This is a genomic window from Mycobacterium sp. NGS22, assembly GCF_059813095.1.
This window is the reverse complement of sequence record NZ_JCALDY010000001.1, coordinates 236516-263108: the sequence shown is the minus strand read 5'-3', so window position 1 is coordinate 263108 and position 26593 is coordinate 236516. Positions and strand designations below refer to the sequence as shown.

General features: G+C 67.9%; 17 protein-coding genes and 1 pseudogene. 11 read left to right on the top strand and 7 right to left on the bottom strand.

Going from position 1 to position 26593, the window contains the following annotated elements; translation table 11 throughout:
- Positions 1 to 160: 160 nt before the first annotated feature.
- Complete coding sequence (locus AC5Y47_RS01155) at positions 161 to 913, bottom strand: hypothetical protein (RefSeq protein WP_499941178.1); 753 nt, start codon at positions 911 to 913, stop codon at positions 161 to 163.
- 219 nt (positions 914 to 1132) lie between these two features.
- Between AC5Y47_RS01155 and AC5Y47_RS01150 the strand changes: the two genes are divergently transcribed.
- Positions 1133 to 2908, top strand: a complete 1776-nt coding sequence (locus tag AC5Y47_RS01150) for an MFS transporter (protein WP_499941176.1) — start codon at positions 1133 to 1135, stop codon at positions 2906 to 2908.
- Between the two features lie 4 nt (positions 2909 to 2912).
- Here the strand turns inward: AC5Y47_RS01150 and AC5Y47_RS01145 are convergent, their stop codons facing one another.
- The gene (locus AC5Y47_RS01145; RefSeq protein ID WP_499941174.1) at positions 2913 to 6353 is read right to left on the bottom strand and encodes a TM0106 family RecB-like putative nuclease; all 3441 of its coding nucleotides are present in this window, start codon (positions 6351 to 6353) and stop codon (positions 2913 to 2915) included.
- Between the two features lie 594 nt (positions 6354 to 6947).
- On the opposite strand from AC5Y47_RS01145, the gene AC5Y47_RS01140 reads away from it, so the two are divergent.
- The 3 genes from AC5Y47_RS01140 (at position 6948) to AC5Y47_RS01130 (ending at position 12763) form a co-directional block, all read left to right on the top strand.
- Positions 6948 to 7556 carry a ParA family protein gene (locus AC5Y47_RS01140; protein WP_499941173.1) on the top strand — a complete coding sequence of 203 codons (609 nt, stop codon included), beginning with the start codon at positions 6948 to 6950 and terminating at the stop codon, positions 7554 to 7556.
- Positions 7553 to 8008, top strand: coding sequence for a hypothetical protein (locus tag AC5Y47_RS01135; RefSeq protein WP_499941172.1), 456 nt, complete (start codon positions 7553 to 7555; stop codon positions 8006 to 8008). Before AC5Y47_RS01140 ends, AC5Y47_RS01135 begins: the two co-directional genes overlap by 4 nt.
- A gap of 570 nt (positions 8009 to 8578) precedes the next feature.
- Complete coding sequence (locus tag AC5Y47_RS01130; RefSeq protein WP_499941412.1) at positions 8579 to 12763, top strand: PE domain-containing protein; 4185 nt, start codon at positions 8579 to 8581, stop codon at positions 12761 to 12763.
- A 2-nt stretch (positions 12764 to 12765) separates the two neighbouring features.
- On the opposite strand, the gene AC5Y47_RS01125 is transcribed toward AC5Y47_RS01130, so the two are convergent.
- Positions 12766 to 13347: an LppP/LprE family lipoprotein gene (locus tag AC5Y47_RS01125; protein ID WP_499941170.1), complete on the bottom strand. Its 582-nt coding sequence runs from the start codon at positions 13345 to 13347 to the stop codon at positions 12766 to 12768.
- A gap of 72 nt (positions 13348 to 13419) precedes the next feature.
- Between AC5Y47_RS01125 and AC5Y47_RS01120 the strand changes: the two genes are divergently transcribed.
- From AC5Y47_RS01120 to AC5Y47_RS01100, 5 genes are all read left to right on the top strand, one after another.
- Entirely contained in the window at positions 13420 to 15117 is a 1698-nt protein-coding gene (locus tag AC5Y47_RS01120) for a DEAD/DEAH box helicase (RefSeq protein ID WP_499941168.1), read from the top strand.
- Positions 15114 to 16253: an acyltransferase family protein gene (locus AC5Y47_RS01115; RefSeq protein WP_499941167.1), complete on the top strand. Its 1140-nt coding sequence runs from the start codon at positions 15114 to 15116 to the stop codon at positions 16251 to 16253. The genes AC5Y47_RS01120 and AC5Y47_RS01115 overlap by 4 nt, the downstream gene beginning before the upstream one ends.
- A gap of 38 nt (positions 16254 to 16291) precedes the next feature.
- Complete coding sequence (locus AC5Y47_RS01110) at positions 16292 to 17815, top strand: DHA2 family efflux MFS transporter permease subunit (protein WP_499941410.1); 1524 nt, start codon at positions 16292 to 16294, stop codon at positions 17813 to 17815.
- 69 nt (positions 17816 to 17884) lie between these two features.
- Positions 17885 to 18676 (top strand): GNAT family N-acetyltransferase, encoded by a 792-nt coding sequence (locus AC5Y47_RS01105; RefSeq protein ID WP_499941165.1) that lies wholly within the window; start codon positions 17885 to 17887, stop codon positions 18674 to 18676.
- On the top strand, positions 18663 to 19922 hold the full coding sequence (locus AC5Y47_RS01100) for a lysine N(6)-hydroxylase/L-ornithine N(5)-oxygenase family protein (RefSeq protein ID WP_499941163.1): 1260 nt from the start codon (positions 18663 to 18665) through the stop codon (positions 19920 to 19922). Before AC5Y47_RS01105 ends, AC5Y47_RS01100 begins: the two co-directional genes overlap by 14 nt.
- An 11-nt stretch (positions 19923 to 19933) precedes the next feature.
- Here AC5Y47_RS01100 and AC5Y47_RS01095 read toward each other — a convergent pair whose 3' ends face one another.
- From AC5Y47_RS01095 to tap, 4 genes and pseudogenes are all read right to left on the bottom strand, one after another.
- Entirely contained in the window at positions 19934 to 20515 is a 582-nt protein-coding gene (locus tag AC5Y47_RS01095) for a TetR/AcrR family transcriptional regulator (RefSeq protein ID WP_499941162.1), read from the bottom strand.
- Positions 20515 to 21756 carry a cytochrome P450 gene (locus tag AC5Y47_RS01090; RefSeq protein ID WP_499941160.1) on the bottom strand — a complete coding sequence of 414 codons (1242 nt, stop codon included), beginning with the start codon at positions 21754 to 21756 and terminating at the stop codon, positions 20515 to 20517. Before AC5Y47_RS01090 ends, AC5Y47_RS01095 begins: the two co-directional genes overlap by 1 nt.
- Positions 21757 to 21879: 123 nt before the next feature.
- Positions 21880 to 23199 carry an FAD-binding oxidoreductase gene (locus tag AC5Y47_RS01085; RefSeq protein ID WP_499941408.1) on the bottom strand — a complete coding sequence of 440 codons (1320 nt, stop codon included), beginning with the start codon at positions 23197 to 23199 and terminating at the stop codon, positions 21880 to 21882.
- Positions 23200 to 23219: 20 nt separating this feature from the next.
- Positions 23220 to 24511, bottom strand: a pseudogene (gene tap / locus AC5Y47_RS01080) (multidrug efflux MFS transporter Tap).
- An 82-nt stretch (positions 24512 to 24593) separates the two neighbouring features.
- Between tap and AC5Y47_RS01075 the strand changes: the two are divergent.
- The gene (locus AC5Y47_RS01075; RefSeq protein ID WP_499941158.1) at positions 24594 to 25406 is read left to right on the top strand and encodes a uracil-DNA glycosylase; all 813 of its coding nucleotides are present in this window, start codon (positions 24594 to 24596) and stop codon (positions 25404 to 25406) included.
- 2 nt (positions 25407 to 25408) lie between these two features.
- Positions 25409 to 26527, top strand: a complete 1119-nt coding sequence (locus tag AC5Y47_RS01070) for an FAD-binding protein (RefSeq protein ID WP_499941406.1) — start codon at positions 25409 to 25411, stop codon at positions 26525 to 26527.
- The last annotated feature ends 66 nt before the right edge of the window (positions 26528 to 26593 follow it).

Genomic DNA, 26593 nt, shown 5'->3' with positions numbered 1-26593 from the left:
TCTGTCCTGCAGACGTTTAACGCGACGCCTGCGACGTTGTGCGTCCCGGCTTGGCCGGCCGCCTCACACCCTGGGTGGTCGGGTCCGGCTTTCCGACCTCTTGTGACCCATAAAGGCTAGCGCTTTGCCTGCGATTAGCCAGCGAGACCGGGGCAGCCCATCAGCTGGCGTCCCGAACCGGCGGCAGCAGGTGCAGCGTCACCGGCCAACGCCCCGGCGGCGGGCCGAACGCCGATCGCGCGTTACCGACGATCTTCTTGCTGACCACCCGGTTGCCGATGGCACCGATGATGGCGCCGATCCCGATGGGCATGAGCTTGCCGAACATCAGCGCGCCGCGTTTGAGGGCGAAGCGCTTCATCACGTACTTGAGCATCCGGGTGTTGAACTTCGACAGCGCGGGCAGCGGTAGCGAGGCCATGCTCTCCGACACCCAGCCGCCCTTGGTCCGGCCCGGGCCGATCAGGTCGGAGACCGCACCCGTGCCGCTGTCGCCGGCCAGAACCGCCAGGATCAGGGCGCGACGGCGTTCGCGTTCGTCGAGCGGAATGCCGTACACCGAGGCCAGCGCCAGCACGAACAGGGCGGTGGTCTCCAGAAACACCGCCGTTTCGCCGGCGGCCGCGGACAGCGCGGCAATGGTGCCGATGCCGGGGAAGGTCGCGGTCGCGCCGATCGCCGCGCCGCTGGCCGTCACCACCGAGATGTAGCGCTTCTCGAGGCGGCCGACGATCTCGGCGGGGTCGGCGCCCGGGGAGGCGTGCCGCAGGCGGCTCACGTAGGCCTCGGCTGCCGGTCCCTGGACGTGCGAACTGCGTTCGATGACCTGCGCCAAAGCCCGCGAGGACAGCTTCGGCCGGCCGGGGCTGTCGCCGGCCTGCTCCGGTGTCGACTTCTTGCGTCGAAAGAACATGGTGCCTCTCTCTCCCAAGGGCGTCTCCCCAGGCTAGCGTCCATGCATCAAAAAGCGTGCCGGGTGCAAAACCTTCACAGACTCCACTGGGAAACGCTCTGACTCGACGAACGTGTTCCCGGCCGCCGGCGCCTCACACCTCCCCTGGCGTCGCGAACGGACTGCGCAGCGAGGAATAATGCGGGCTGGATTGAACCGAGGCTTCGAGACGAGGCGCGCATGAGCACAGCGACCGGCCGGGTGGCCGGGGGCAACTACTCCGGAAACCCGTGGGCTGCGCTGTGGGCGATGATCCTGGGCTTCTTCATGATCATGGTGGACTCGACCATCGTGGCCGTGGCCAACCCGACGATCATGGCCCAGCTCCACATCGGGTACGGCACGGTGATCTGGGTGACCAGTGCTTACCTACTGGGGTACGCCGTGGTGTTGCTGGTCGCGGGGCGACTCGGCGACCGGTTCGGTCCGAAGAACCTTTATTTGGTGGGGCTGGTGATCTTCACCGCGGCGTCGGTGTGGTGCGGACTGGCCGGCACCGCTTCGATGCTGATCGCAGCTCGGGTGGTGCAGGGCGTAGGGGCCGGGGTGCTCACCCCGCAGACGTTGTCCACGATCACCCGGATCTTCCCGGCTCACCGTCGCGGGGCTGCGATGAGCATGTGGGGTGCCACCGCCGGGGTCGCCAGCCTGGTCGGCCCGTTGGCGGGTGGCATGCTGGTCGACACTCTCGGGTGGCAGTGGATCTTCTTCGTCAACGTCCCCGTCGGGATCGTCGCCGTGGCGTTGGCAGCGTGGCTGGTGCCGGCGCTGCCGGTGCATTCGCGCCGGTTCGATCTCGTCGGCGTCGCGCTGTCCGGGATCGGGATGTTCTTGCTCGTCTTCGGCCTGCAGGAGGGGCAATCGGCGCACTGGGCGCCGTGGATCTGGGCGGTGCTGGTCGCCGGCGTCGGGTTCATGTCGGCGTTCGTCTACTGGCAGTCGGTCTATCACCGCGCACCGCTGGTGCCGCTGGACATCTTCCGCGACCGGGACTTCAGCGTGTGCAACATCGGGGTGGCCGTCATCTCGTTCGCGGTCACCGCGACGATGCTCCCGGTGACGTTCTATGCGCAGTCGGTGTGCGGGTTGTCGCCGACGCGGTCGGCGCTGCTGCTCGCACCGATGGCGATCGCCAGCGGGGTGCTGGCGCCCATCGTCGGCAGGTTCATCGACCGGACCCATCCGGTGCCGATGCTGGGTTTCGGGTTTTCGGTGCTGGCGATCTCTCTGACGTGGCTGTCGTTCGACTTGGACCCGGCCACGCCGATCTGGCGATTGGTGCTGGCGTTCCTGACTTTGGGCGCCTCGATGGCCTTCATCTGGTCGCCGCTGGCCGCCACCGCGACCCGCAATCTGCCGCCGGAACAGGCGGGTGCCGGCTCGGGTGTGTACAACGCCACCCGGCAGCTGGCCGCGGTGCTGGGCAGTGCGGGCATGGCCGCGTTCATGACGGCGCGGATCGGCGCGGAATTGCCCGGCGGCGGATCCGGGGCGGTACCCGACGACACCAACCTGCAACTGCCGGTGTTTCTGCGCGAGCCGTTCTCGGCCGCGATGGCGCAGTCGATGCTGCTGCCGGCGTTCGTCGCTTTGTTCGGGATCATCGCCGCGCTCTTTCTGGCCGGAGCCGCCCGACCCGGCGGGCGTCCGCCTGAACACGACAGCTTGGCCGGCTACGCCCTTGGAGACGACGACGAGGCCTACGAGGAGGAGGACGACGACGAGTACGTCGAGTACATCCTCCGTCGGGAGCCGTTCTGCGCCGACGAGTCCGATACCAAGCCGGTGGTCGCCCTGAGTCGACGCCCGCCGACCGCCGACGACTGGTCGCGCGATCCGCACGATTCGCCACCGCCGGCGGCGGCCGTTGTGGGTTTCGGTCACGGGTCGAACGGACTCTCCCGCAACGGTTCTCATCTCGAATCGCCTGCGGCGTCGCCGCGTGAATTGCCGTAGTCGCTCAACCACCCCCCGTCAGCGCCAGGAACGCGCCCAGTTCCAGCAACCCGGCCGGTGTCGCGGGCAGGTACTGGGTCAGCGACTCCGAGCGGACGATCACCGCCGCGTACTGCGCCCTGCTGATGGCCACGTTGAGCCGATTTCGGTTGAGCAGAAACGAGATTCCGCGCGGTACGTCCTCGATCGACGAAGCTGTCATCGAGATGAACACCACCGGTGCCTGGCCACCCTGAAATTTGTCGACGGTGCCCACCCGGACGTCATCGAGCCCGACCCCGGCCAATCGCTGCCGGATCAGTGCTACCTGCGCGTTGTACGGGGCCAGCACCATCACATCGCGTGGGCCGAGCGGGCGGGGGCCTTTCTCGTCGGTCCACATACGGCCCAGCAGGCCCTGAATCTCCACCGCGATCGCTTCCGCCTCTTCGGCGCTCTCGGTCGAATTGCCGTGGTGTGCAACGGGAAGCACGCGCAAACCGGGCTCGGAGCCGGCCAGCCGGCGCGCGGTGGTGCTCTCGGCGTGGGAGTGCAAACGGCCCTCGTAGGACAACTTCGAGACGGCCGCGCACACGTCGGGATGCATCCGGTAGGAGAGGTCCAAGAAGTAGCCGCGCTCATCGGGCAGCGTGCGCTGGCCGTCGACCAGCCATTCCAGCGCGGAGATGTCAACCGGTTCGGGATGGGTGCCCTGGCTGACCTGCGGCAGTTGCTGGGGATCGCCGAGCAGCAGCAGGTTGGTTGCCGCCGGTGCTACGGCAATGGTGTTGGCCAGGCAGAACTGTCCCGCCTCGTCGATGACCAATAGATCCAGGCTGCCGGGCGGCACCCGGTTGGCGTTGGCGAAGTCCCAGGCGGTGCCGCCGATCACGCAGCCGGCGTGTCCGGCGATGAAGGACGGGTATGCGCTGGCGTCGATATCCTGCCAGCGCGCTGCGGCGCGGTCGCCACCTCTCTTGGCGACCAGTGCCGGATCCAGACCGGCCTCGATCGTGCAGCCCAACACGTTCTCCACCGCCGCGTGCGACTGGGCGACGACACCGATGCGCCAACCGTGTTCGACCACCAGATGCTGGATCACCCGGGCGGCGGTGTAGGTCTTGCCCGTTCCGGGCGGGCCGTGCACCGCCAGATACGACGAGTCCAGGTTGCGTGTCGCCGTGGTGATGTCGGCGATGACGTCGGTGCTGCGCGGCAGCGCAACTCCGCCATGGGTGTGGGGCGGATGGCGCAGCAGCACGTCGGACAACGCGGTGCGCGGCAGTTGCGGCAGCCCGTCGGCGATCAGCTGCGCGGTCGCTGCGATGGACTCGCGCAGCACAGTGGTCTGCACCGGCGGGCCGGGCGTGAGCGCAAACGGCCGGTGGTCGAATGTGTTGCCGTCCTTGGCTGTTCGCTCCAGGATGGTCACCTTGGTGGGCAGGCTTGGGTCGTCGACGTCGACGATCTTGGCGGGTGCGGCGCCCCGGCGGTCCGGGTCGGCGGCCATGCCGGTCGGCGCGGGTGGCTCGTAGAGCGCGAACACATCGCCTTTGAGGTCGCCGCGGGCCAGTTCGCCGACCAACTGGAGATGCCGCTGCGGTTTACGGGCGCGCGGCGGGGTATGCCAGTCGGCGACGAGCGAAGTGTCTTCTACCACGAAAACGTCTGTGTCGTCGGCCCATTCGTCGACCGGATAATTCAGCCGGTCGAAGTGTGACCACCAGAAGGGCTTGTCCTCGCGCTGGTGATAGCCGCGCGCCGCGGACAGCAGCGCCACCGCCGTCTGCGCTGCGGTGCGGTCGGCGATCGCGGCGTCGCCGGTGAACCTGGCCAGTGTCGTTGCGAGATGATCGTCGCTTTTGATGGCGTCGCGCTGGGGCACCGGCTGCACGCCCATCGGTGTGACACCGGATTCCCAGGCCAGGATGACCAGCCAGTCGCGCAGTTTGCGGGTCGACAGGCAGTCGTAGTGGTTGTATTCCTCGATCTCCTTGAGCACGGCGGCGGCTTCGTCGGCGCGTCCCGCGGCCAACTTCTCGCAGTACTGCGCGTAGGCGGTGATCGAGGCGGATGCGGTGGTGACCTCGCCGCGGCGCAATTCACTGCCCATGTAGAGCGGCTCCAGCGCCTTGAGGCTGAGGGACTCCGCGCCCACCCGAATGCTCTTGCGCACCAACGGATAAAGGTCAACAAGCACACCATTGCGGAGCAGATCATCGACCTCGTCCTCCCCGACGCCGTAGCGCCCGGCCAGCCGCAGTAGCGCGGTCCTCTCATACGCCGCGTAGTGATAGATATGCATGTCGGGATAGCGCTTGCGCCGTTTGGCCACCATTGCCAAGAAGTCCTTGAGCGCCTGGCGTTCCTCCACCGGGTTGTGTGCCCACAGCGGACGGAACTGGCCCGCCGGCGTGGCTTCCAGGACGCCGAATAGATATTCCAGCCCCCACTGCTGACCGTCGGTGGTCCACAGCGGATCGCCCTCGAAGTCGAAGAACAGGTCGCCGGCATTGGGCTCGGGCAACAGCGCCAGGGGCTGCGGGTCGGCGAGTTCATACGTCGGTGTTTCAGTATCACGTTGCAGCAGTTGCAGTTTGGCTTGCGCCGTCAGCTTGCCGAGTGCCGGTGCGGCCAGGTCCCGCACCGGGTCACTGTTGTTGGCCAGCTTGCCGATGGTGGTGATGCCGGCGCTGATGAGCTTTTCGCGTTGGCTGACCCGCATGCCGGCGACCATCAGCAGGTCATCGGATGCCCGCAACTGCTCGACGCACAGCGCACAGCGGAAACAGCCCTGCACGCTGTCGTCGTCCCAGCGCACCGCGTGCCCGGCGGCGTGGTGATCGTCGAGCAGACGTTGTAGATGGGCGCGCTGGGCGCGATAAACCGGGATCAGGTCGCTGACCCGGTAGGGCACCGCGGTGCCGTTGCCGAGTTCCAGCTCAGCCTCGGCGGCGACCGGCACCCCGGCCGCGCTGAGTGCGTCGGCGTAAGCCGCCAGCTGTAGCAGCGCGGTGACTTTGGGGGAACGGGCCAGTTTGGTGTCGGTGACGCGGTACTGCTCACCGTCGCGAATCAGGAAGTCGGCGAAACCGACGAAGCGGCCGTCGAACATGGCAGCCTGGTACACCACCGGAGCGCGCTCGGCGATGGCGCGTCGGGTGGCTTCGGCGGCAGCGTTCAGCCCGGCGTACGTATAAGCGGGGCGACCGATGACGGCGATTTCGTCGCCGAACTGCGCGCGCAGCCGGTCCAGCCGGCGGTGTTCATGCTGCTCGCCGAGCACGGCCGTGCGGGCCAGCAAGTCGTCCTCGACAGCGGGCGCGGGACACCGACCGAGCTTGGCGTCGAGATCCCGTAACAGCGCATACTCGCACCGCGCGGCGGACGCGAGATCCGATGCGCTGTAGACGAGGTTGCCGTCGGCGAAGAACACAGCGGCAACTGTAGGTCGGGGGTACGACATCCGACGCCGCACAGTCGCGTCCCGGCGCGCGGGCGTCCGGTGTAACGGTCACCCGCGCCGGCACCAGACCACCCCGAATTTGACGCTGCCGTTCAAGCGCTTCGCTTAATGCATCCTGGAAATTGACGTTAGCGGAAAACGGCGCGTCGCCTCAGCCCCATGCCAAGCACCGCCCCATACGAACGGGCTGATGTACCGCCGCAAGTAAATACGATGTCAGCGCATCCGGCCAACAACTCGCACCGCATCACCGCAGGTAACAGGTGTTAGACGACCGCGGATGTGAGGGATCGTCTCGTTCCGGGGGCGATTCCCGCGGGCGCTGGGCCAGGCTGCTCGAGTCGCGGCGGGACCTTCCGTCGCCGAGTTTGCTGCCGTGCGTCGAGAAACCCACGAGCAGACCTTGCAGGTTTCCGAAAAAGAATCGGGGAAAGACATACAAAATTCATAGGCGACCGCGTAGCGTCGCCCCGGTGGGGTCTCTCGGCATTCCTGCGCGTCGGGGTAAGTCAATCGGCGGGTTCAGATGAGACGTCGGCCTTATCTGCCGTGTTCGGGCAGTACCTAGGTGACGCGTGAGGTTTTCGGAGAGATGTGATCTGGTCACTTGTGCATACCAAGGGCGGTGTCGGGAAGACGACGACGGCGATGTTCTTGGCCGCGACGGCCGTGCAACGGGGGGTTGCGGTACGTGTCGTGGACGCTGACCCGCAAGGATCGGCGTCGTCATGGGCCGATCGGGCGGCTCATCTGGGGGCGCCGTTGCCGTTCGATGTCAACCTGGGGACGGCGGCCGGCGTGCGCGCGTTGGTCAGCGGGCCCGGCGAGCTGATCTTGGTGGATAGTCCACCGGGAGTGGCGGCGGCGATTGACGCGGCGATCGATGTCGCCGACCTGGTGATCATCCCGACCGGGGTGCGCGCGGCGGACATCGACCGACTGTGGCCGACGCTGGACATCACCCAGCACCGTGCCACGACGATTCTGCTGACCCTGGTGGACAAGCGGAAAGTCGAGGCGACGGAGATGCCGCGGGCGTTGATCGCGGCAAGTGCGCCCGTGCTGCGCAGCAGTGTGCGGCACCTGATAACGATCGAGCGTGCGTTCGGCCGGGCCATTCCGGCGCATCTGCGAGACTATGAGAACGTCTTCGACGAACTGAGGGCGGCGGCATGGATCGAGGGGGAGGCCGCAACGTTATGAACGAGAAAGTTTCGGTAGCGGACGTGGTGCGCGCCGCGGTGATCCGCCGGCCGACCGGAGCCGCGGCGACCGCGCGGGCGGCCAGCGCGTTCCAGGGCTATGACGCTGCGGCACGCGCGATGCCGTCGACGCCGTCACTGGTGCACGAGGCAATGCGCACCACGCTGCACCTGCATCCGGCGATGCGTACCGCCCTTAAACGGCGCGCACTGGACTGCGAGACCACCATGGGTGAACTGATTCGCGTCGCCATCAAATCGGGACTGCACGATCCGGTGGGTTTGGCGCGGGCGTCGATGGTTCACCGCGGCGCTAGTGGTGGTAGCCGGACCACGCTCGACTTGCCGCGCGACCTGCACCGCGCGCTGAAGCGGTTGGCCGCTGATGAGCAGACGAGTCTGCAGGCGTTGGTAGTCGCTGCCCTCTTGCAGACCTACACCGAGCTGGGTTAATTCGCCGGCCGCGAGTCCGGTTGCTGCTGCCGGACCGAGGTGTCCCGGGCCACGCGATGCTGCGTTCAAGGACCCTGATAATGCTCTTTTTGCGCCGGTGAGCGAATTCCCGCCGGGCTTGTCTCGGCCCCCGCTTGACCACTTCAACCGGTCGAGAGGGCGCGCCGGCCCGGTGCGCAGTAACAAAATCCTTAACCGACTGGCTGCTATGGCAGATGAATATGCTCATCCATATTAACGCGCGTGGCCGACGAAACGAACTCCGGTCATGTAGCTAATTTGGAACTGCCCGAACAGGCGTGTTTAGAGGCTTTGCGGCAAATGCTGTAGCGCACCGCTTCAAGAAATAATTGCGCCAGCATTTCCAGCCATCATTATGGGCACACTGACACTTTTATATATGCACATATGTACTTCCATAAATCATTATTGATGAGCGTTTACTGGCCGAATTCCGCGCCAAAAAAATCAGTCGAAAAATGGCAATGAAAACGGACATCGCGCGTAGTCTTCGGAATGGTCTTCACCGGCCGCGGCGAGTTGGTCAGCACGAACTGTTGGGAGTTGCAGATGTCCTCTTATGTGATCGCAGTACCTGAGGGGTTGGCCGCCGCGTCGGTGGACTTGACCGGGATCGGAGCGGCGATCACGTCGGCGAACGCGGCAGCTGCCGGTTCCACGACCCAGCTCGCCGCGGCCGCTCAGGACGAGGTGTCGGCGGCGATCTCGGCGCTGTTCGGCACCTTCGGCCAGGAATACCAGGCGCTGAGCTCACAGGTCGCGCAGTTCCACAACCAGTTCGTGCAGACCTTGAACTCCGGTGGGTTCGCCTACGCGGCGGCCGACGCCGCCGCGGCGTCGCCGCTGCAAACGCTGGAGCAGGACATCCTCGGCGTGATCAACGCCCCCAGCCAGTTCCTTACCGGGCGGGCGCTCATCGGTGACGGAGTCAACGGCGCGGCAGGGACCGGACAGGCCGGCGGCGACGGCGGCTGGCTCTGGGGTAACGGAGGTAATGGTGGCTCCGGTGTGGCGGGTACAGCCACCACACCGGGCGGCGCTGGCGGCGCTGGCGGATCCGCCGGCCTGTTGGGATTTGGCGGCACCGGCGGGACCGGGGGAGCCGGATGGACCGGCACCAACGGCGCTAACGGCACCGCCGGCGGCAGCGGCGGGACCGGTGGGGCCGGTGGTTGGCTGTGGGGCAACGGCGGAGCCGGCGGGATGGGTGGCGCCGGCGGAGCGGGCGCGATCGGCACCACCAACAACGTCGGTGCCATCGGGGGTAATGGCGGCGCCGGCGCTCAGGGCGGGAATGGCGGTGCAGGCGGTGTAGCGCATGGACTCTTCTCCTCCGGCGGGGCCGGTGGGACCGGTGGTGCCGGCGGCGACGGTGGCGCGGGTGGTACCGGCGGCACGGGTGTGACCGGCAGCTTCGCCGGTACGGGTACCGGTGTCGGCGGCGACGCCGGCAACGGCGGCAATGGCGGGGCCGCCGGCAACGGCGGCAACGGCGGTGGCGGCGGTGCCGGTGGGGCGTTCGGCTCTGCGGGCGCCAATGGCAACGGTGGACACGGGGGTAACGGTGGAAATGCCGGCCTCGGCGGAACCGGCGGCACCGGCGCGACCGGCACTTTTGCCTCGCCGCTGAGCAACGGCAACGGCGGGCACGGTGGCCACGGCGGCGATCCGGGCACCCCGCACGCCACCGGCGGCAGCGGCGGCGCTGCCGGCACCGGCGGATTGGCCGGCACCGGAACGCCGGGCGCGGCCGGTCACGGGGGTGCCGCGGCAACCAGCGGCGGCGACGGTGGGAAGGGCGGCGACGGTGCGCTCGGCACGTTCGACTCGCCGTTGAGCAACGGCACCGGTGGTAACGGCGGAACCGGTGGTACCGGCGGCTCACTCGGCGACGGTGGTGACGGCGGGAAGGGCGGCGCCGGCGCCGACGGTGGTAGCGGAGTCACCGCGGGACACGGTGGTAACGGCGGCACCGGCGGTGAAGGAGGCCCGAATGGCAGCGGTGGCACCGGCGGGGCCGGTGGTAGCGGGGGCGCCGGGCAGGGCCAGTTCAGCAACCAAAGCTTCAGCAACATCGGTCAGGCGCAGGCCGGCGGCACCGGTGGCACCGGCGGAATGGGCGGCCATGGCCACGGCACCGGCGCCAACGGCAACGGGGGCGCAGGTGGTGCCGGCGGGACCGGCGCCAGCGTCGGTACCGGCGCGGTCGGGAAGACCGGTGGGGCCGGCGGAGCCGGTGCTGTCGGCACTGCTACCGGGCCCGGCTACGGCGGTGGCGGTGGTGGCGGTGGGGGTGGTGCGCTCGTCCAGGCCACTGACTCCGGCACGGTCAGCGGTACCGCGACCGGCGGTGAGGGCGGACACGGCGGCGACGGCAGCTCCACGGCAGCCGGCGGTCACGGTGGCACCGGCGGCGCGGCGACGATCGCTGCCAACGGCACGGGCAGCACCGCCGGGGGTACGGCCAAGGGCGGCATGGGCGGTGCCGCCGTCGGTACCGGCACCGGTGGCGACGGTGGGCAGGGTGCGATCGTTGCCAACGGTGTGAACGCCCACGCCAGCGGCTTTGGTTACGGCGGTAAGGGTGGCGACGGCATAAACGGAGGCATCGGCGGCTACGGCGGCCTCGGTGACGTCAACGCCCGTACCTATGGCATCGCCAGCGGAACCGGCACCGGCGGCAACGGCGGCAGCGGCACCGGCGCCGGCAGCGTCGGCGGCAACGCTTACAACCCCGCTTTCAGCGGCGGTGAAGTCCAAGCCGGCTACGGCAGCAACGTCGGCGGCATCTCCCACGGCGACGCGACCGGCGGCAACGGCGGCGACGCCACCAACGGCGGCCACGGTGGCACCGGTGGCTATGGAGTGCTGCTCTCCGGCGGAGCCGACGGTCAGGCCACCGGCACGGCCACCGGCGGAGCCGGCGGCGGCGCGAGCGCCGGTGGTGCGCAAGGTGGCACTGGCGGTGACGCCCAGATCGGCGGCTTGTTCGGCAGTGCGGACGGCCACGCGACCGGCGGCAAGGGAGGTGCGGGACTCGGCGGTAGCGGCGGCGACGGTGGCTACGCATGGACGACGGCCAACACCGACACCACCCCCCTAGGCACTCAGATCGTGAACGGCACCTCGATCGGGGGTAACGGCGGTGACGGCGGCATCAACGGCACGAACGGTGCGGTGGGTGGCCACGGCGGAAACGGCGGTATCGCCAGGCTCGTGCCGCTCAATGGCACCGTCTCCACCGACATGACCGTGCAGGGCGGTAACGGCGGAGCCGGTGGCGCCGGCGGCGACGGCGTGGGCGGCACCGGGGGTAACGGCGGGAACTCCGCCCTGGTCAACGTCACCGGCGAAGGCGTTTCCGACACCCTCGTGCGGAGTGGTGGCGGTGGCGACGGCGGCACCGGCGGGAACGGCATCAGCGGCGGCACTGGCGGCGACGGCGGAGCTGCCCAAGTCAGCGCCACAAGTGGTGGATCCATCACCGAGAGCTCCGCTATCGGCGGGCTCGGTGGCCGAGGCGGCGACGGCACGGGCACCTCGGCCGGCGGACACGGGGGCGGTGGAGGCACCGCCAGCATCTTCGCGGACGGCACCGGCAGCAGCGTGTCCGACAACACCGTCGCCAAGGGTGGACAAGGCGGAGCCGGCGGCACCAACGGCGGCACCGGCCAGACCGGCGGCGCAGGGTACGTCGCGGCGTCCGGTGGCGGCACCGTCTCCGGCAGCAGCGCCACCGGCGGCCTGGGTGGCGCGGGTATCGCCGGAGGCACCGGCGGAACCGCGGGAGCGGGCGCTATCTACTTCGACCCGAGTACCGGCACCGTCAACGGCGGCAGTGTCATCGGGGCCAGCGCCCTGGGCGGCGACGGCGGCACCGGAACAAACGGAATCGGCGGCAACGGCGGCGCCGGCCTCCTCGTCGTCGACGGCACCGGAACCGCAGGTCCCGGCGGCACGATCGGTGGCCCCGGGCTCGAAGCCTTCGCCACCGGGGGTAACGGCGGAGCCGGCACCAATGGCGGTCACGGCGGCAACGGTTCGTTCGGCGAGCTCGAGGCCGGGCCGCAAGGCTTGTCGTACGGTCATTCCACCGCCGGAAACGGCGGCGACGCCACCGGCGCCAACAGCGTCGGCGGTAAAGGCGGCCAATCCGACATTCAGAGCGGGAAGACGACGCAGGTCGTGGGTGTCACCGGCGACGCCGGCGGTCCCGGCGGGACGGCGCACGGCACGTCCACCGGTGGTAACGGCGGCAACGCCGACGGCGGCGGTCACGGCGGCAACGGCAGTGGTGCTTCTATCGCTGCCGGCGGGACCGGCGCTGAAGCCAGCGGCACGTCTCAGGGCGGTGCCGGCGGTGACGGCAAGAACGGCGGTACCGGCGGCGGCGGCCTAGCCAACGGCCACGGGCCGGGCGCCAGCCGGATCAGCGCCCTGGGCACGAACAACACCGCGAGCGGTACCGTCACGGGCGGCAGCGGTGGCATAGGTAACGGTGTCGGCAGCGTGGGCGGCAACGGCCTGGACGGCAACCTCATCGCGGCCAGTAACAACCCCGGCGCCGAGTCGCACCTGGATAACCAAACAGTGCACGGCGGTAATGGCGGCAACGGCGGCAACGGCGTTGTGACAGGCACTGGCGGCAACGGCACCGAGGGCGACATCATCGCCGTCGACGGGGTGCTGATCGAAAACGTCCAGGGTACGAACGGCGCAAACAACCCGGCGTGAGCTCAGCGGCCGGTGTTGCCGATCAGCTCCACCGCACTGCCGTTCCACCGGAACTTCACCACGCTGCCGACCCCCAGCGCGTTCGGATACGTCAGCGCCACCGTGTCGCCCGTGCTCTGCGCGGCATCGATGCCGTTGAAGCCGTAGGTGTCCGGCACGCCCTGCGGGATGAAATTGCCGAGGTGGAACAACACCGCCCGGGTCGTCGGATTATCGCCGTTGGTGTTGGCCTTGATGATCACCGCCGACAGTTGCGCGCACTGGTTGTAGTTGCCGGCCACCGGTTCGGGATTCCACGGCTGCTGGCTGCGCGGATCGCGGGGCAACTCGGAGACCACCCGCGCGATCGTGGGGGAGGCGAGGTTGACGGCGCACGGGTCGGCCGGAACGGCGCTACTGGATGGGGCCACTGAGGCGGTCGGCGGACTCGCCGGCGCACCCGAGGTGACCACCGCCGACGGCTTGGTCGCCTGCGGCGTCTTGGCGACGGTGGAGTCCCCCGATCCGCACCCGGCTAACGTGACGGTCATCGCCATAGCGGCGAGGGCTGCGGTACGACGGGCGAGCGACAACACACCGGGCACCGTACCGTCAGCCGCCCGGCGGGTGCCGCAGGCACGGCCGGACCCTCGACACGCTCTAGACTTCATCTTCTGATGGCAATCCCCGACAGCGCTCCCGCAGCGCCGCACGAGACCTTCGCCGACCTGCAGATTCATCCCGACGTCGTGCGGGCAATCGCCGCCGTCGGCTATGAGTCGCCGACGGCCATCCAGGCTGCGACCATCCCGGCTCTGATGGCGGGATCGGACGTCGTCGGTCTGGCGCAGACCGGGACCGGAAAGACAGCGGCCTTCGCCTTGCCGATCCTGTCCAAGATCGATGTCGCCAGCAACGCCACCCAGGCGCTGGTCCTGGCACCCACCCGTGAACTGGCGCTGCAGGTGGCCGAGGCGTTCAGCCGGTACGGCGCGCAGCTGCCGCGACTCAACGTGCTGCCCATCTACGGCGGGGCGTCCTACGGTGTGCAGCTGGCGGGCCTGCGGCGGGGAGCCCAAGTCGTGGTCGGCACGCCCGGTCGGGTCATCGACCACCTGGAACGCGGCACGCTGGACCTGTCGCGGGTGGACTACCTGGTGCTCGACGAGGCCGACGAAATGCTGACCATGGGCTTCGCCGAGGAAGTCGACCGCATCCTTTCCGAAACCCCGGAATACAAGCAGGTGGCCTTGTTCTCGGCGACCATGCCGCCGGCGATCCGCAAGATCACCACCAAGTACCTGCACGATCCGCTGGAAGTCACCTCGAAGGCGAAAACGGCTACGGCAGAAAACATTTCGCAGCGCTACATCCAGGTGGCCGGTCCGCGCAAGATGGACGCGCTGACCCGCGTGCTGGAGGTCGAACCGTTCGAGGCGATGATCGTTTTCGTGCGCACCAAGCAGGCCACCGAAGAGGTGGCCGAAAGGCTGCGTGCCAGAGGGTTTTCCGCAGCCGCCATCAACGGTGACATTCCCCAGGCCGCCCGCGAGCGGACTATTGCCGCGCTCAAAGACGGCAGCATCGACATTCTGGTGGCCACTGACGTCGCGGCCCGCGGCCTGGACGTCGAACGCATATCCCACGTGCTCAATTACGACATCCCGCACGACACCGAGTCCTACGTGCACCGCATCGGGCGCACTGGGCGGGCGGGCCGCTCGGGAGCGGCGCTGTTGTTCGTCTCGCCGCGGGAACGGCACCTGCTCAAGGCAATCGAGAAGGCCACCCGCCAATCACTGACCGAAGCCGAGCTGCCTACCGTGGAGGACGTCAACGCCCAACGGGTGGCGAAGTTCGCCGACTCGATCACCGACGCACTCGGGGGTCAGGGCATCGAACTGTTCCGGCGGCTGGTCGAGGACTACGAACGCGAGCATGACGTCCCGATGGCCGACATCGCCGCGGCCTTGGCATTGCAGTCCCGCGACGGAGAGGCTTTCCTCCTGGCGCCGGACCCACCACCGCAGCGCCGCGACAAGCGGGACCGCGACGATAGTCGGGAACGTCCCGAAAAGCCCAGGCAGACAAGGTCATTCACCACCTATCGCGTCGATGTCGGCAAGCGGCACAAGATCGGCCCGGGCGCGATCGTCGGAGCTATCGCCAACGAGGGCGGCCTGCACCGCAGCGACTTCGGCCACATCGCGATCGGGCCGGACTTCTCATTGGTCGAACTGCCGGTCAAGCTGCCCCGGGCGGTACTGAAAAAGCTGGAGAACACCCGCATCTCGGGTGTGCTGATCAATCTGCGACCCGACCGACGGGCACCGCGCAACGACGGCGCCAGACCACGTCGCAAGCACACCAAATGACGCTGTCCGAAGAACAAGACGCCCAGGGCGGTCTCGAACAGGTCGCGCACGTCGATAGGGTCGCGTCGCTGACCGGTGTCCGTGCCGTCGCCGCCCTGCTGGTGGTCGGTACCCACGCCGCCTACACCACCGGCAAGTACACCCACGGCTACTGGGGTCTGGTCGGTTCCCGGATGGAGATCGGCGTTCCGATCTTCTTCGTGCTGTCCGGCTTTCTGCTGTTCCGCCCGTGGGTCAAGGCAGCCAAGACCGGCGGCCCGCCGCCGTCACTGAGTCGCTATGCGCGACACCGGGTTCGGCGCATCATGCCGGCCTACGTGATCACGGTGTTGATCGCCTACGTGCTGTATCACTTCCGGGAGGCCGGACCCAACCCCGGGCACAGCTGGCTGGGGTTGATCCGCAACCTGACGCTGACCCAGATCTACACCGACGGCTATCTCGGTAAGTATCTGCACCAGGGACTGACGCAGATGTGGAGTCTGGCGGTCGAGGCGTCGTTCTATGTGCTGCTGCCAGGGCTGGCCTACCTGCTGCTGGTGCTGATGTGCCGGCGGCGCTGGCAGCCCCGGCTACTGGTGGCGACCATCCTGGCGCTGACGCTGATCAGCCCGGGATGGTTGGTGCTGGTACACACCGACCACCTGTTCCCCGACGGTGCCCGGCTGTGGCTGCCGACCTACCTGGCCTGGTTCTTGGGCGGCATGCTGCTGACCGTGCTGCAGGCAATGGGCGTGCGCGCCTACGCGGCGGTGGCCATACCGCTGGCGGTCGTCTGCTACTTCATCGTCTCTACGCCGATCGCCGGCGCGCCCACCACCTCGCCGGCTTCGCTGCCCGAGGCGTTGTGGAAGACGGTCTTCTACGCGGTGATCGCCACGCTGGCGGTGGCGCCGCTGGCACTCGGGGACAAGGGCTGGTATTCGCGGTTGCTCGCCAGCCGGCCGATGGTGTGGCTGGGTGAGATCTCCTACGAGATCTTCCTGATCCATCTGGTGACGATGGAGTTCGCGATGGTCTACATCGTGCGAGCGCACGTGTACACCGGCCCGATGCTGTATCTGTTCGTCGCGACGGTGGTGGTGACGATTCCGTTGGCCTGGGGGCTGCACCGGTTGACCCGGGTCAAGAACTGATGTCCACGACGGATCGCACGACCTCGACCCATCCTCGCCTGACGCTGTTGGCGGTGTGCCTGGCGGTGTTCATGTTGTTGCTGGATATGACCATCGTCTCGGCGGCGCTGGCCAACATCCAATCCTCGCTGGACGCCGAACTCAGCGGCCTGCAATGGGTGGTCGATGCGTATGCACTGCCGATGGCGGGGCTGCTGCTCACCTCCGCCACGTTGGGTGACCGGCTCGGACGGCGGCGTCTCTATGCCGTCGGAATGACAGTGTTCACGCTGGCCTCGGCGGGTTGCGCGCTGGCCGGCAGCATCGAGTCACTGAATTGGAGCCGGGCGTTGCAGGGGGCGGGCGGGGCGCTGCTGCTGGGTGTGTCGTTGCCGATGGTGGCCGCGGCTTTCCCCGAACGGCGCAGCAGGGGCATCGCGATCGCGATCTACGGCGCGGTGATGGGTGCCGCTGCCGCGGTCGGACCGCTGCTCGGCGGCGCTCTCGTCGGTGCTTTCGGCTGGGAATCCATCTTCTTGATCAATGTGCCGATCGGGGTCGTCGCACTTGTCATCGCGTTGCGCTTCGTCCCGGAAACCCGTGCCGCACAATCCCGTCCGCTCGACTTGGCCGGCACCGCGATCTTGTCGGCCGGTTTGTTCGCCGGCGTACACGTGTTGATCGAGGGCAATCATCGCGGCTGGACCGACACCCTGATCCTGACGCTGGGCGCGGTCTGTGTCGTGGGCTTGGTCGTGTTCTGCTGGTGGGAGTCCCGCGTCGAGGCGCCGATGCTCGACCTGAGTGTGGTCCGGCGCCCAGGCTTCGCCGGGGTGTCGATCGCGGCGTTCGCGGCCGCCGGGACGTTGATCGCGTCCACGAACTACCTGGCGCTGTATCTGATGAACACGTTGGGATACAGCCCCTTCCAGTCCGGTCTGCGGGCACTGCCGCTGACGGTTGCTTGTGTGCTGGGCGCACCGGTGGCCATGATGGCCGCCCGGTACGCGCCGGCCTGGTTGTCGATCCCCGGCGGGGTGGTCCTGATAGCGGCGGGACTGTGGCTGATGACCGGTGTCACCGAGAACACGCAGTGGACGCACTTCATCGCCGGGTCCATCGTCGCCGGCCTCGGCCTGGGTGGCCTGTTCGCGTTGACGTCGGACATCGCGCTGCAGTTCGTCCCGGTCGACGACGCCGGGATGGCCACCGGCGCGGTGAGCACGGTTCGGCAGATCGGCATCCTGGCCGGCGTCGCTGGTTTGGGGGCCTTGTTCAGCCGGCACGCGGCCGACGGTGCTTCCGCCGGGCTGGCCGGCTTGCCACTCGGTCCGGGGCCGACGCACACGCTCGTCGACCGGCTGTCCGCGGGCGCGGGTCTGCGTGTCCTGGACTACCTGCCCGGCGACCTGCGGCCCGTGCTGCCGGCGATCGCCCGGGTCGCCCGTCAGGCCAGCGCCGACGGCATGCAGGCCGCGCTGGTCGCAGCGGCCGTCGCAGCGACGGTATCCGCGGTCGCGGCGTTGGTTCTCGTTGCAGTTGGAGCGAATTCGCATTGCGAACCCGATGACCATTCTGTGTAGTTGGCCTGAGTTACTTATTTGCTCACCGGACATTTGAGTAACCTGGGCTCTACCATGCTTGGCGATTCAATGTTGATTCCCGCTGCCGACGGCGCGCGCTATAGCGTCATGATCTCCACCGATCCCGCCGACGTCGAAGCCGCCCAACGGCTGCGGTATCAGACCTTTGCCGAAGAGATGGGCGCCAGCCTGCCGCGCGCGGTTCGCGGCCCGCTGACCGGAGAGATGATCGACGTCGACCAGTTCGATCCCTACAGCGAGCACCTGCTGGCCAAGGACGAGGCGACCGGGCAGGTCGTCGGCTGCTATCGGCTGCTTCCGCCCGAAGGCGCGGCGGCCGCCGGGGGGATCTTCGCCGACACCATCTTCGACATCGGTGGTTTGAACGAGTTGCGTTCCAGTTTGGTCGAACTCGGCCGCGCCAGCGTACACGTCGAGCACCGCAACGGTGCGGTGATGGGACTGCTGTGGTCGGGGATCCTCAAGTACCAGGAGATAACCGGCCACGAATGGGGGATCGGCTGTCTGTCGGTGCGCATGGAAGGGGGCCTGCCGCGCGGCGCGTTGGTGCGGGGGGTGCGCGACGCGGCCTTCAAGATCCGTCCCGCGCCACCGCAATACCGGGTGACACCGCGGAATCCGGTTCAGGTCAACGGCTTGAGTCTTTCCGAACTACCCGACCCGGGACGGGTGCGTATCCCGCCGATGGTGCAAGGGTCGCTGCGGGTGGGCGGAATGATCTGCGGTGAACCGTCATACGATGCGGACTTCGACATGGCCGACTTCGTCGTCCTGATCAATCGGACGATGATGCATGAACGCTACCTCGAACGGTTGACACGTTCCTATGTCCACGCTTGACCGAACAGGCCTGCTCGGCATCGGGTTCGGGCCGTCGAACCTCGCTCTGGCGATCGCGCTGGCAGAGCGCGGTCTGGGCGCGGTGTTCGTGGACGCGCAGCCGAAGTTCGGTTGGCACCGCGGTATGTTGCTGCCGGGTGCGCGCATGCAGATCCCTTTCCTCAAAGACCTGGTGACGCTGCGAAACACCAAGAGCGAGTTCACTTTTCTGAACTATCTGAGCGAGCGCGATCGGCTCGTCGAGTTCATCGGCCGGCACACGATGTTCCCCAGCCGGATGGAGTTTCACGACTACCTGGAATGGGCCGCGGCCCGCGTCGGCGCGGAGGTCCGGTACGGGCAGCTCGTGGTCGGCGTCGACGCCGACCAGTCCGGTTTCGTGGTGCGGACCGAAGCTGGGTCGGTGCTGCACGCGCAGACCCTCGTCCTGGGCGCCGGACTGTCTCCGGTGCTGCCCGCCGGCACGGTGGAAACCGCTCGGCAGTGGCACAGTCATGCGCTGCTTCATCGACTGGCGACCGGCAATATGTTCACCCCACGACGATTCGCCGTCGTCGGCGCCGGGCAGAGCGCGGCCGAAGTCGCCGGCTACCTCCATCAGACCTATCCTCAGGCGCAGGTACATGCGGTGTTCGCCCGGTACGGATACAGCGTCGCCGACGACAATCCCTACGCCAACCGGATCTTCGATCCGGCCGCGGTCGACGACATCTACTACGCCGATCGACAGGTCCGGCAGCGACTGCTCGACTACCACCGGTCCACTAATTATTCAGCGGTCGATCTGGAGCTGACCGAAGAGCTGTATTCGCGCGAATACGCCGAACGGGTGGCCGGCAGGCGCCGGCTGTTCATCCACAACGCTTCGGAAGTCGTTGACGCGCAGGAACATTCCGACGGTGTGCGGGTGACGGTTGCCAACTTGATCGACCGGTCACAACTCATCTTGGACTGCGATGCGGTGATCTACGCGACGGGGTACGCGCCGTTGGACGTCCGGCGCTTTCTTGGCAAGCTGTCCGGCCACTACGAGTTCGACGCGGACGGGCTCGCGGTGGTCACCCGCGACTACCGCCTGGCGGCCAAGCCGGGGGCGCCCGGCGACATCTATCTCAACGGTGCGGTCGAGCACACCCACGGTCTGGCGTCGTCGTTGCTGTCCAATGTCGCAGTGCGGGCGGGAGATATCGTCGCGTCCGTTGCCGCGGTCGACGAACGGACACGAGGACCGCGGGTGGCGAGCTGACACCGAATCGGTTACCTGCGAGCCGAAATCGGTGTCACCACCGGGACCACGAACTCTTCGATCATCGCCCGTTCGTCGGCCTCGTCTTTGCCGGGGAACATCAGCAGCGAGATGATCACCCGCACCGCCCACCGGGCTCGGCGTTCGAGGGCGGCCGGTTCGTCGGGGTCCAGCGACTCGAGGAATCCGGACACCAGGCCGATGATTACGTCCGACTGGCCGGCCATCTCGCCGCCGATCGGCAGTCGGGTGGACCCGAACCACGCTGCCAGCGCCGGGTTTTCGCGAACCATGCGCAGCGTGGCGACGATGCTTCCGATCAGCCGTTCAGCCGGGTCTTCGACGCGCTCGATGAGTTGCAGGATCTCCCGGCCGAGGCGATGCGTCTCGCGGTGTACGTAGGCGCTGCGCAGCGTCTCCCGGCTGTCGAAGTAGCGGTATAACGTCGCACGCGAACACCCTGCGGCTTTGGCGATTTCGTTCATCCCGACGGTGGCCGCATCCTGCTCGGTGAACAGCCGTTCGGCGGCGTCGAGGATCCGGTCGGCGGCCGCCTCCGAGCGGTGTTCGGCCAGCCAGTCTCCGCGTGGCATCAGGTGTTGACCGTGATCGGAACCGACAGCGGACGCCGGACGTATCCGCCACCGGCCCAGACGATCGCGGATTCATCTACCTCGAACCTCGGGCACCGGCTCAGCAGTTCGTTCAGCGCCACCCGCGACTGCATCCGCGCGGCGGCAGCGCCCAGGCAGTGGTGTGCACCATGGCTGAACGTCAGGATGTTCCGGGGTCGACGGGTGACGTCGAGTTCTGCGGCGTCCTCGCCGTATTGGCGTTCGTCGCGGTTGGCCGACCCGTACACCAGCAGCACCCGCCGCCCGGCCGGAATGGTGGTGTCCTCGATCGTCACGTCGCGGGTGGTCGTGCGGGCCAGATTCTGGACCGGCGAGGTCAGCCGGAGCAGTTCGTCGACGGCATCGGGGATGAGGTCGGGATCGTCTGTCAGCAGGCGGCGCTGGTCGGGTCGCTGGTGCAGCAAAGGCATTGAGCCGCCGAGCATTCCGGTCACCGTGTCGTTCCCGCCGGTGACCATCGTGAACGTGAAACCCAGGATCGACAGCACCCCGGTGATGTCGCCGTCGGCTCCGATCCCGGCCGCCACCAGATGCGAGATGGTGTCGTCCCCGGGTTCGGCGCGGCGGCGTTCGATCAGCCCCGTGAAGTAGCCCATCATCGTGCCCACTGCGTCGCCGACCGTCTCCAGCGCGCTGACGATGCCACCCTCGGCCGTGTTGGCCGTGACGATGGCCTGCGTCCATCCGTCGAACTGAGCCCAGTCCTCTTCGGGCACACCGAGATAATGCGCGACGACCATCGAGGGCAGGGGCTTGAACAGCTCGGTGACGATGTCGCCGCCGCCGTTGGCGCGAATCTTCTCGATCCGCTCGACGACGAACTCGCGCACCTTGGGCTCGACGGCCTCGACCTGCCGTGGCGTGAACCCACGCGACACCAGTTTCCGAAACTGGGTGTGCACTGGCGGGTCCTGCATCACCATCGGCGGATTGTCCTGCAGCCCAATCATTTCCAGATCGCCATAGTTGACCGTGAGGCCCTGCGCTGAGGAGAACGTCCCGTGGTCCCGGGCGGCCGACCACACGTCGGCGTGCCGGGTCAGGACGTAGTAGTCGTGCTCGGGGTGCGCGGGCGGGACGACGTGGTGCACGGGGTCGTGGTCGCGCAGCGCCTTGTACATCGGCCAGCGGTTCGGCCACGTCTCGGGCGTGGCCAGCTCGAACTTGGCGGGAGCTTCGTGAGACACAACTGCGGTCATGTCTTATTGATACGACAGCAATCCCCAATGTGTCAACCGTCCTGGCGGCCGAGCAGACGCAGAATCGCACGATCGACGCCGCTCCCGTGCGATTCTGCGTCTGCTCGCGGTAGAAGCCAGAGCTCAGATCCCGCTTCCGGGGTTCAGAATGCCCAGCGGGTCCAGCGCTTGCTTGATCCGCCGGTTCAGGTCCATCACGTCGGGTCCCAGATAGTCGGCCAGCCAGGGCCGCTTCAACCGACCGACCCCATGTTCGCCGGTGATGGTGCCGCCCAGGCCGACGGCCAGGTCCATGATCTCGCCGTAGGCCACCTGGGCGCGTTCGGCCATCGCAGCATCGGCGGGGTCGAACACCAGCAACGGGTGGGTATTGCCGTCCCCGGCGTGCGCGATCACCGAGATCATCAGGTCGCGCTCCTCGGCGATGCGCGCAATCCCGGTGACCAGTGAGCCCAGCGCGGGCAGCGGCACCCCCACGTCTTCCAGCAACAGCGAACCCTTGGCTTCGACCGCCGGGATGGCGAACCGCCGGGCCGCGATGAACGCCTCGCCCTCTTCCGGGTCGTCGGTCGAAAACACTTCGGTCGCTTCGTTTTCGGCGAACACCGCGGCCATCAGCTCGGCGTCCTCGCTGCCCGCGCGCCCGCGCTCGTCGGACCCGGCCACCAGCATCGCGGCGGCCGAGCGGTCCAGGTCCATTCGCAAGGTGTCCTCGACGGCGTTGATCGCCACCGAATCCATGAACTCCAGCATCGACGGGCGCAACCGCGCGCTGACCCCCAGCACGGCCTCGACGGCCGCCTCCACCGACGCGAAGTTGGCCACCACGACACTGGAGGTGTTAGGAGCGGGCAACAGCCGCAGCGTCACTTCGGTGACCACGCCCAGCGTTCCCTCGCTGCCCACGAATAGCTTCGTAAGTGACAGTCCGGCAACGTCTTTCAAGCGCGGGCCGCCGAGTCGCACCGCGGTGCCGTCGGCCAGCACCACCTGCATGCCCAGCACGTAGTCGCTGGTGACGCCGTACTTCACACAGCACAGTCCGCCGGCGTTGGTGGCGATGTTGCCGCCGATGCTGCAGATCTCGTACGACGACGGATCCGGCGGATACCACAGACCGTGTTCGGCGACCGCCTTCTTCACCTCGGCATTGAACAAACCCGGTTGGCAGACCACGGTCCGGGTCACGGGGTCGACGGTGATGTCGCGCATCTTCTCCGTCGACAGCACGATCCCGTTGTCCACCGCGGTCGCCCCGCCGGACAGGCCGCTGCCGGCGCCCCGCGTCACTACCGGAACCCGATGCGCCGCGGCCCACCGCAGCACGGTCTGCACCTGTTCGGTGGTCCGGGGCCGGACCACGGCCAGCGGCTTGCCCGCCGACGGATCCAGCGCACGGTCCTGCCGGTATCCCTCGGTCACCGAGGGATCGACCACAACCATCCCGTCGGGGAGTTCGCCGATCAGGCCATCCAGCACGTCCACCGGGCCGATCCTACGTCGCGGCTTCGACGGCGAACTCCGGCGCGCGGTCCAGCTCCCGCAACGACGGCAGCCTGGTGCAGATCAAGCCGGCGAGCAGGATCGGCAGCGCCAAAGCCAGAAAGGCCACATGCAGTCCCGCGAAATCGGTCAACGGACCGGCCAGCAGCAGGCCCAGCGGACCGGCGGCGTAGGCCAGCGACGTCATCACCCCGACCACCCGGCCGCGCATGTGTGACGGCGCGCGGGTCTGCACCACGTAGGCATAGATCGGCTGGATCGGCCCGTACACCAAGCCGACCAGCGCCACCAACGCCAGGATCACCGGCAGCGGCGGCAGCAGCGCGATCACCGCCGCCGCGACACCGAGGGATAGCACCGCGGTCAGCATGATCACCCGGCGCGACATCCGCTTGGCCAGTCCCACATATCCCAGCGCGCCCACCAGGCCGCCCAGCGAGAGCGCCATCAACACGCTGCCGAGCTGGCCCGGCTGGTTGCGGTCGCTGAAGTACTTCGGGAACAGCACGCTTTCCATCGGCAGGTACAGCGCCGTGACGGTCAGGTCGATCAGGGCGAGGGTGCGCAGCACCCGCAAACTCCACACGAACCGCAGCCCGTCGGCGATCCCCGACCGCAGCCCCTGCGGCCGGGTGGTGCGCAGCGGTTTGCCGGCGCCTTCCAGCCGCAGCACCGAGATCGCCAGGATGGACATCGCGAACGCCGCGGCGGTGATCCACATCGTGGCGATTCCGCCGACCGTCGCGATCATCAGCCCGCCGATGCCCGGGCCCACCATGAACGCCAGGTTGAGGATCGCCTCGTAGACGCTGTTGACCCGGTCCAGCGACCACCCGGCCCGGGCGGCCGCTTCGGGCAGCATGGACTGCCTGGCGGTGATCCCAGCCGGGTCGAAGGCGGCTGCACATGCCCCCAGGGCGGCCAGCACCCAGACGTTCACCGCCTCGGCGCCGAACGCCCACGCCACCACCGGCACCGCTGCCACCGCGGCCCCGGACAGCAAGTCGGCCACCATCGACACCGGCCGGCGACCGAAGTAGTCCACCGCGGTACCCGCGACCAGCGTGGAGAACAGCAGCGGCAGCGTCGTCGCGCCGGCCACGATCGAGGCCTGCCCCGCGCTGCCCTGGCGCTGCAACACCAGCCACGGAAACGCCACGATCGAAATGCCGTCGCCCGCACACGCCATCAGCGTGGCGAAAAGGACCAGCAATGCCGGGCTCTTGTTGCTCAAAGGCTTTTTGCCGTTCATGGGATATCGCGGCTGAATCTAACCGCAAACCCCAGTCCGGACCACTGAATTTCCGGCCGCCGACACCGGGCAGGATGTAGCTGTGCTCCGTCATCCCCGTACCGGCCAGGCGTTCGACTCGCCCGTCGTGCCCGGGTCCGGCTGGCCGGGCGATCAGGCGACACCGCAGACGCCGGTGGCCACCGACGCGGCCCGGGTCGCCACGCTGGCGAGTGCGGCAACCTCCCTCACCGAGCTGGACGCCGCCAGCAGCGTGTGCCGGGCCTGTCCCCGGCTGGTCACCTGGCGTGAGGATGTCGCCGTGGTCAAACGGCGGTCGTTCGCCGACCAGCCGTACTGGGGCCGTCCGGTGCCGGGGTGGGGTTCGGAGCGGCCGCGGCTGCTGATCGTGGGCCTGGCGCCAGCCGCGAACGGCGCCAACCGGACCGGCCGCATGTTCACCGGCGACCGGTCCGGCGATCAGCTGTACGCGGCCCTGCACCGCGCCGGGCTGGTGAACCAACCGACCAGTGTGGATGCCGCGGACGGGTTGCGGGCCAAGCAGATTCGTCTCGTCGCGCCGGTGCGGTGCGCGCCGCCGGCCAACGCGCCGACGCCGGCCGAGCGCGACACCTGCGCGCCGTGGCTGCAGGCCGAGTGGCGGTTGGTCGCCACCCACGTCCGGGTGCTGGTCGCGCTCGGCGGCTTCGCCTGGCAGATCGCCCTGGCTATGACGGGCGCAACCGGCAAACCCAAACCGAAGTTCGGCCACCGCGTCGTCGCCGAGCTGCCGTCCGACAAGCGCCTTCTCGGCTGCTACCACCCGAGCCAGCAGAACATGTTCACCGGTAGGTTGACTCCGGCAATGCTCGACGACGTCTTCGCTGACGCAAAGAAGCTGGCAGGGATCAAGTAATGGTGGAATCGGTGCTGGTCTCCGGGGCCAGCGTAGCGGGACTCACCGCGGCGTATTGGCTTGAGCGCAACGGCTATTCGGTCACTGTGGTCGAGCGCTACCCGGGACTGCGGCCGGGTGGTCAGGCAATCGATGTGCGCGGCCCCGCGCTGGAGGTCTTGGACCGGATGGGGTTGCGGGCTCCCGCTGAGGAGCTTAAAACGCGTATCCGGGGATCGTCGGTGGTCGACCGCGACGGCAACGAGTTGTCCCGCGACACCGAATCGACGCCGACGGGCGGGCCGATCAACAATCCAGACATCGAACTGCTGCGCGACGATCTGGTCGGATTGCTTTACGACGAAACGAAATTGAAGACCGAGTTCCTGTTCGACGACAGCATCGTCACGTTGGAGAATCTCGGCCCGGCCGTGGAAGTCACCTTCGAACAGGCGGATCCGCGCAGCTTCGATCTGGTGATCGGGGCTGACGGCCTGCATTCCAATGTGCGCAGGCTGGTCTTCGGGCCCGAGGAGCGGTTCATCAAGAGGCTGGGAACGTTCGCCGCGATCTTCACGGTGCCCAATTTTCTGGACCTGGACTACTGGCAGATGTGGCACTACGGCGACACCAGCATGGCCGGCGTCTACAGCGCGCGCAACAACTCCGAGGCCCGTGCCATGCTCGGATTCATGGACTCCGAACTGCGAATCGACTACCGCGACACCGAAGCTCAGTTCGCCGAACTGGAACGGCGGATGGCCGACGACGGCTGGGTCCGGCCGCAGCTGCTGCAGATGATGCGGTCCGCGCCGGATTTCTATTTCGACGAGATGGCGCAGATCGTGATGGATCACTGGTCGATCGGACGGGTGGCGCTGGTGGGTGACGCCGCGCACTGCGCGTCGCCGTTGTCCGGTCAGGGGACCAGCCTCGCGCTGCTGGGCGCCACCGTCCTGGCCGGTGAACTCAAACTGGGCCGCGTGGACCATGGCCTCGGATTTGCCAACTACTTCAAGCGTTTTCACGCCTACACCGAGCGCACCCAGTTCCTGGCCACCGACAGCATCCCGGGTGGCGCGCCGATCTCGCAGGAGCAGTTCGAACTGATCGTGAACTCGATCACCCTGATGAACTACTGACCCCTGCCGAGCAGACGCAAAAGCCCCGATTTCGTGCCGAAATCAGGGGCTTTTGCGTCTGCTCGC

Excerpts from the sequence above, each read along its gene's own strand:
- AC5Y47_RS01155 (WP_499941178.1), bottom strand. The coding sequence starts at position 913 with ATGTTCTTTCGACGCAAGAAGTCGACACCGGAGCAGGCCGGCGACAGC.
- AC5Y47_RS01150 (WP_499941176.1), top strand. The coding sequence starts at position 1,133 with ATGAGCACAGCGACCGGCCGGGTGGCCGGGGGCAACTACTCCGGAAAC.
- AC5Y47_RS01145 (WP_499941174.1), bottom strand. The coding sequence starts at position 6,353 with ATGTCGTACCCCCGACCTACAGTTGCCGCTGTGTTCTTCGCCGACGGC.
- AC5Y47_RS01135 (WP_499941172.1), top strand. The coding sequence starts at position 7,553 with ATGAACGAGAAAGTTTCGGTAGCGGACGTGGTGCGCGCCGCGGTGATC.
- AC5Y47_RS01130 (WP_499941412.1), top strand. The coding sequence starts at position 8,579 with ATGTCCTCTTATGTGATCGCAGTACCTGAGGGGTTGGCCGCCGCGTCG.
- AC5Y47_RS01120 (WP_499941168.1), top strand. The coding sequence starts at position 13,420 with ATGGCAATCCCCGACAGCGCTCCCGCAGCGCCGCACGAGACCTTCGCC.
- AC5Y47_RS01115 (WP_499941167.1), top strand. The coding sequence starts at position 15,114 with ATGACGCTGTCCGAAGAACAAGACGCCCAGGGCGGTCTCGAACAGGTC.
- AC5Y47_RS01105 (WP_499941165.1), top strand. The coding sequence starts at position 17,885 with ATGTTGATTCCCGCTGCCGACGGCGCGCGCTATAGCGTCATGATCTCC.
- AC5Y47_RS01100 (WP_499941163.1), top strand. The coding sequence starts at position 18,663 with ATGTCCACGCTTGACCGAACAGGCCTGCTCGGCATCGGGTTCGGGCCG.
- AC5Y47_RS01095 (WP_499941162.1), bottom strand. The coding sequence starts at position 20,515 with ATGCCACGCGGAGACTGGCTGGCCGAACACCGCTCGGAGGCGGCCGCC.
- AC5Y47_RS01090 (WP_499941160.1), bottom strand. The coding sequence starts at position 21,756 with ATGACCGCAGTTGTGTCTCACGAAGCTCCCGCCAAGTTCGAGCTGGCC.
- AC5Y47_RS01085 (WP_499941408.1), bottom strand. The coding sequence starts at position 23,199 with ATGGTTGTGGTCGATCCCTCGGTGACCGAGGGATACCGGCAGGACCGT.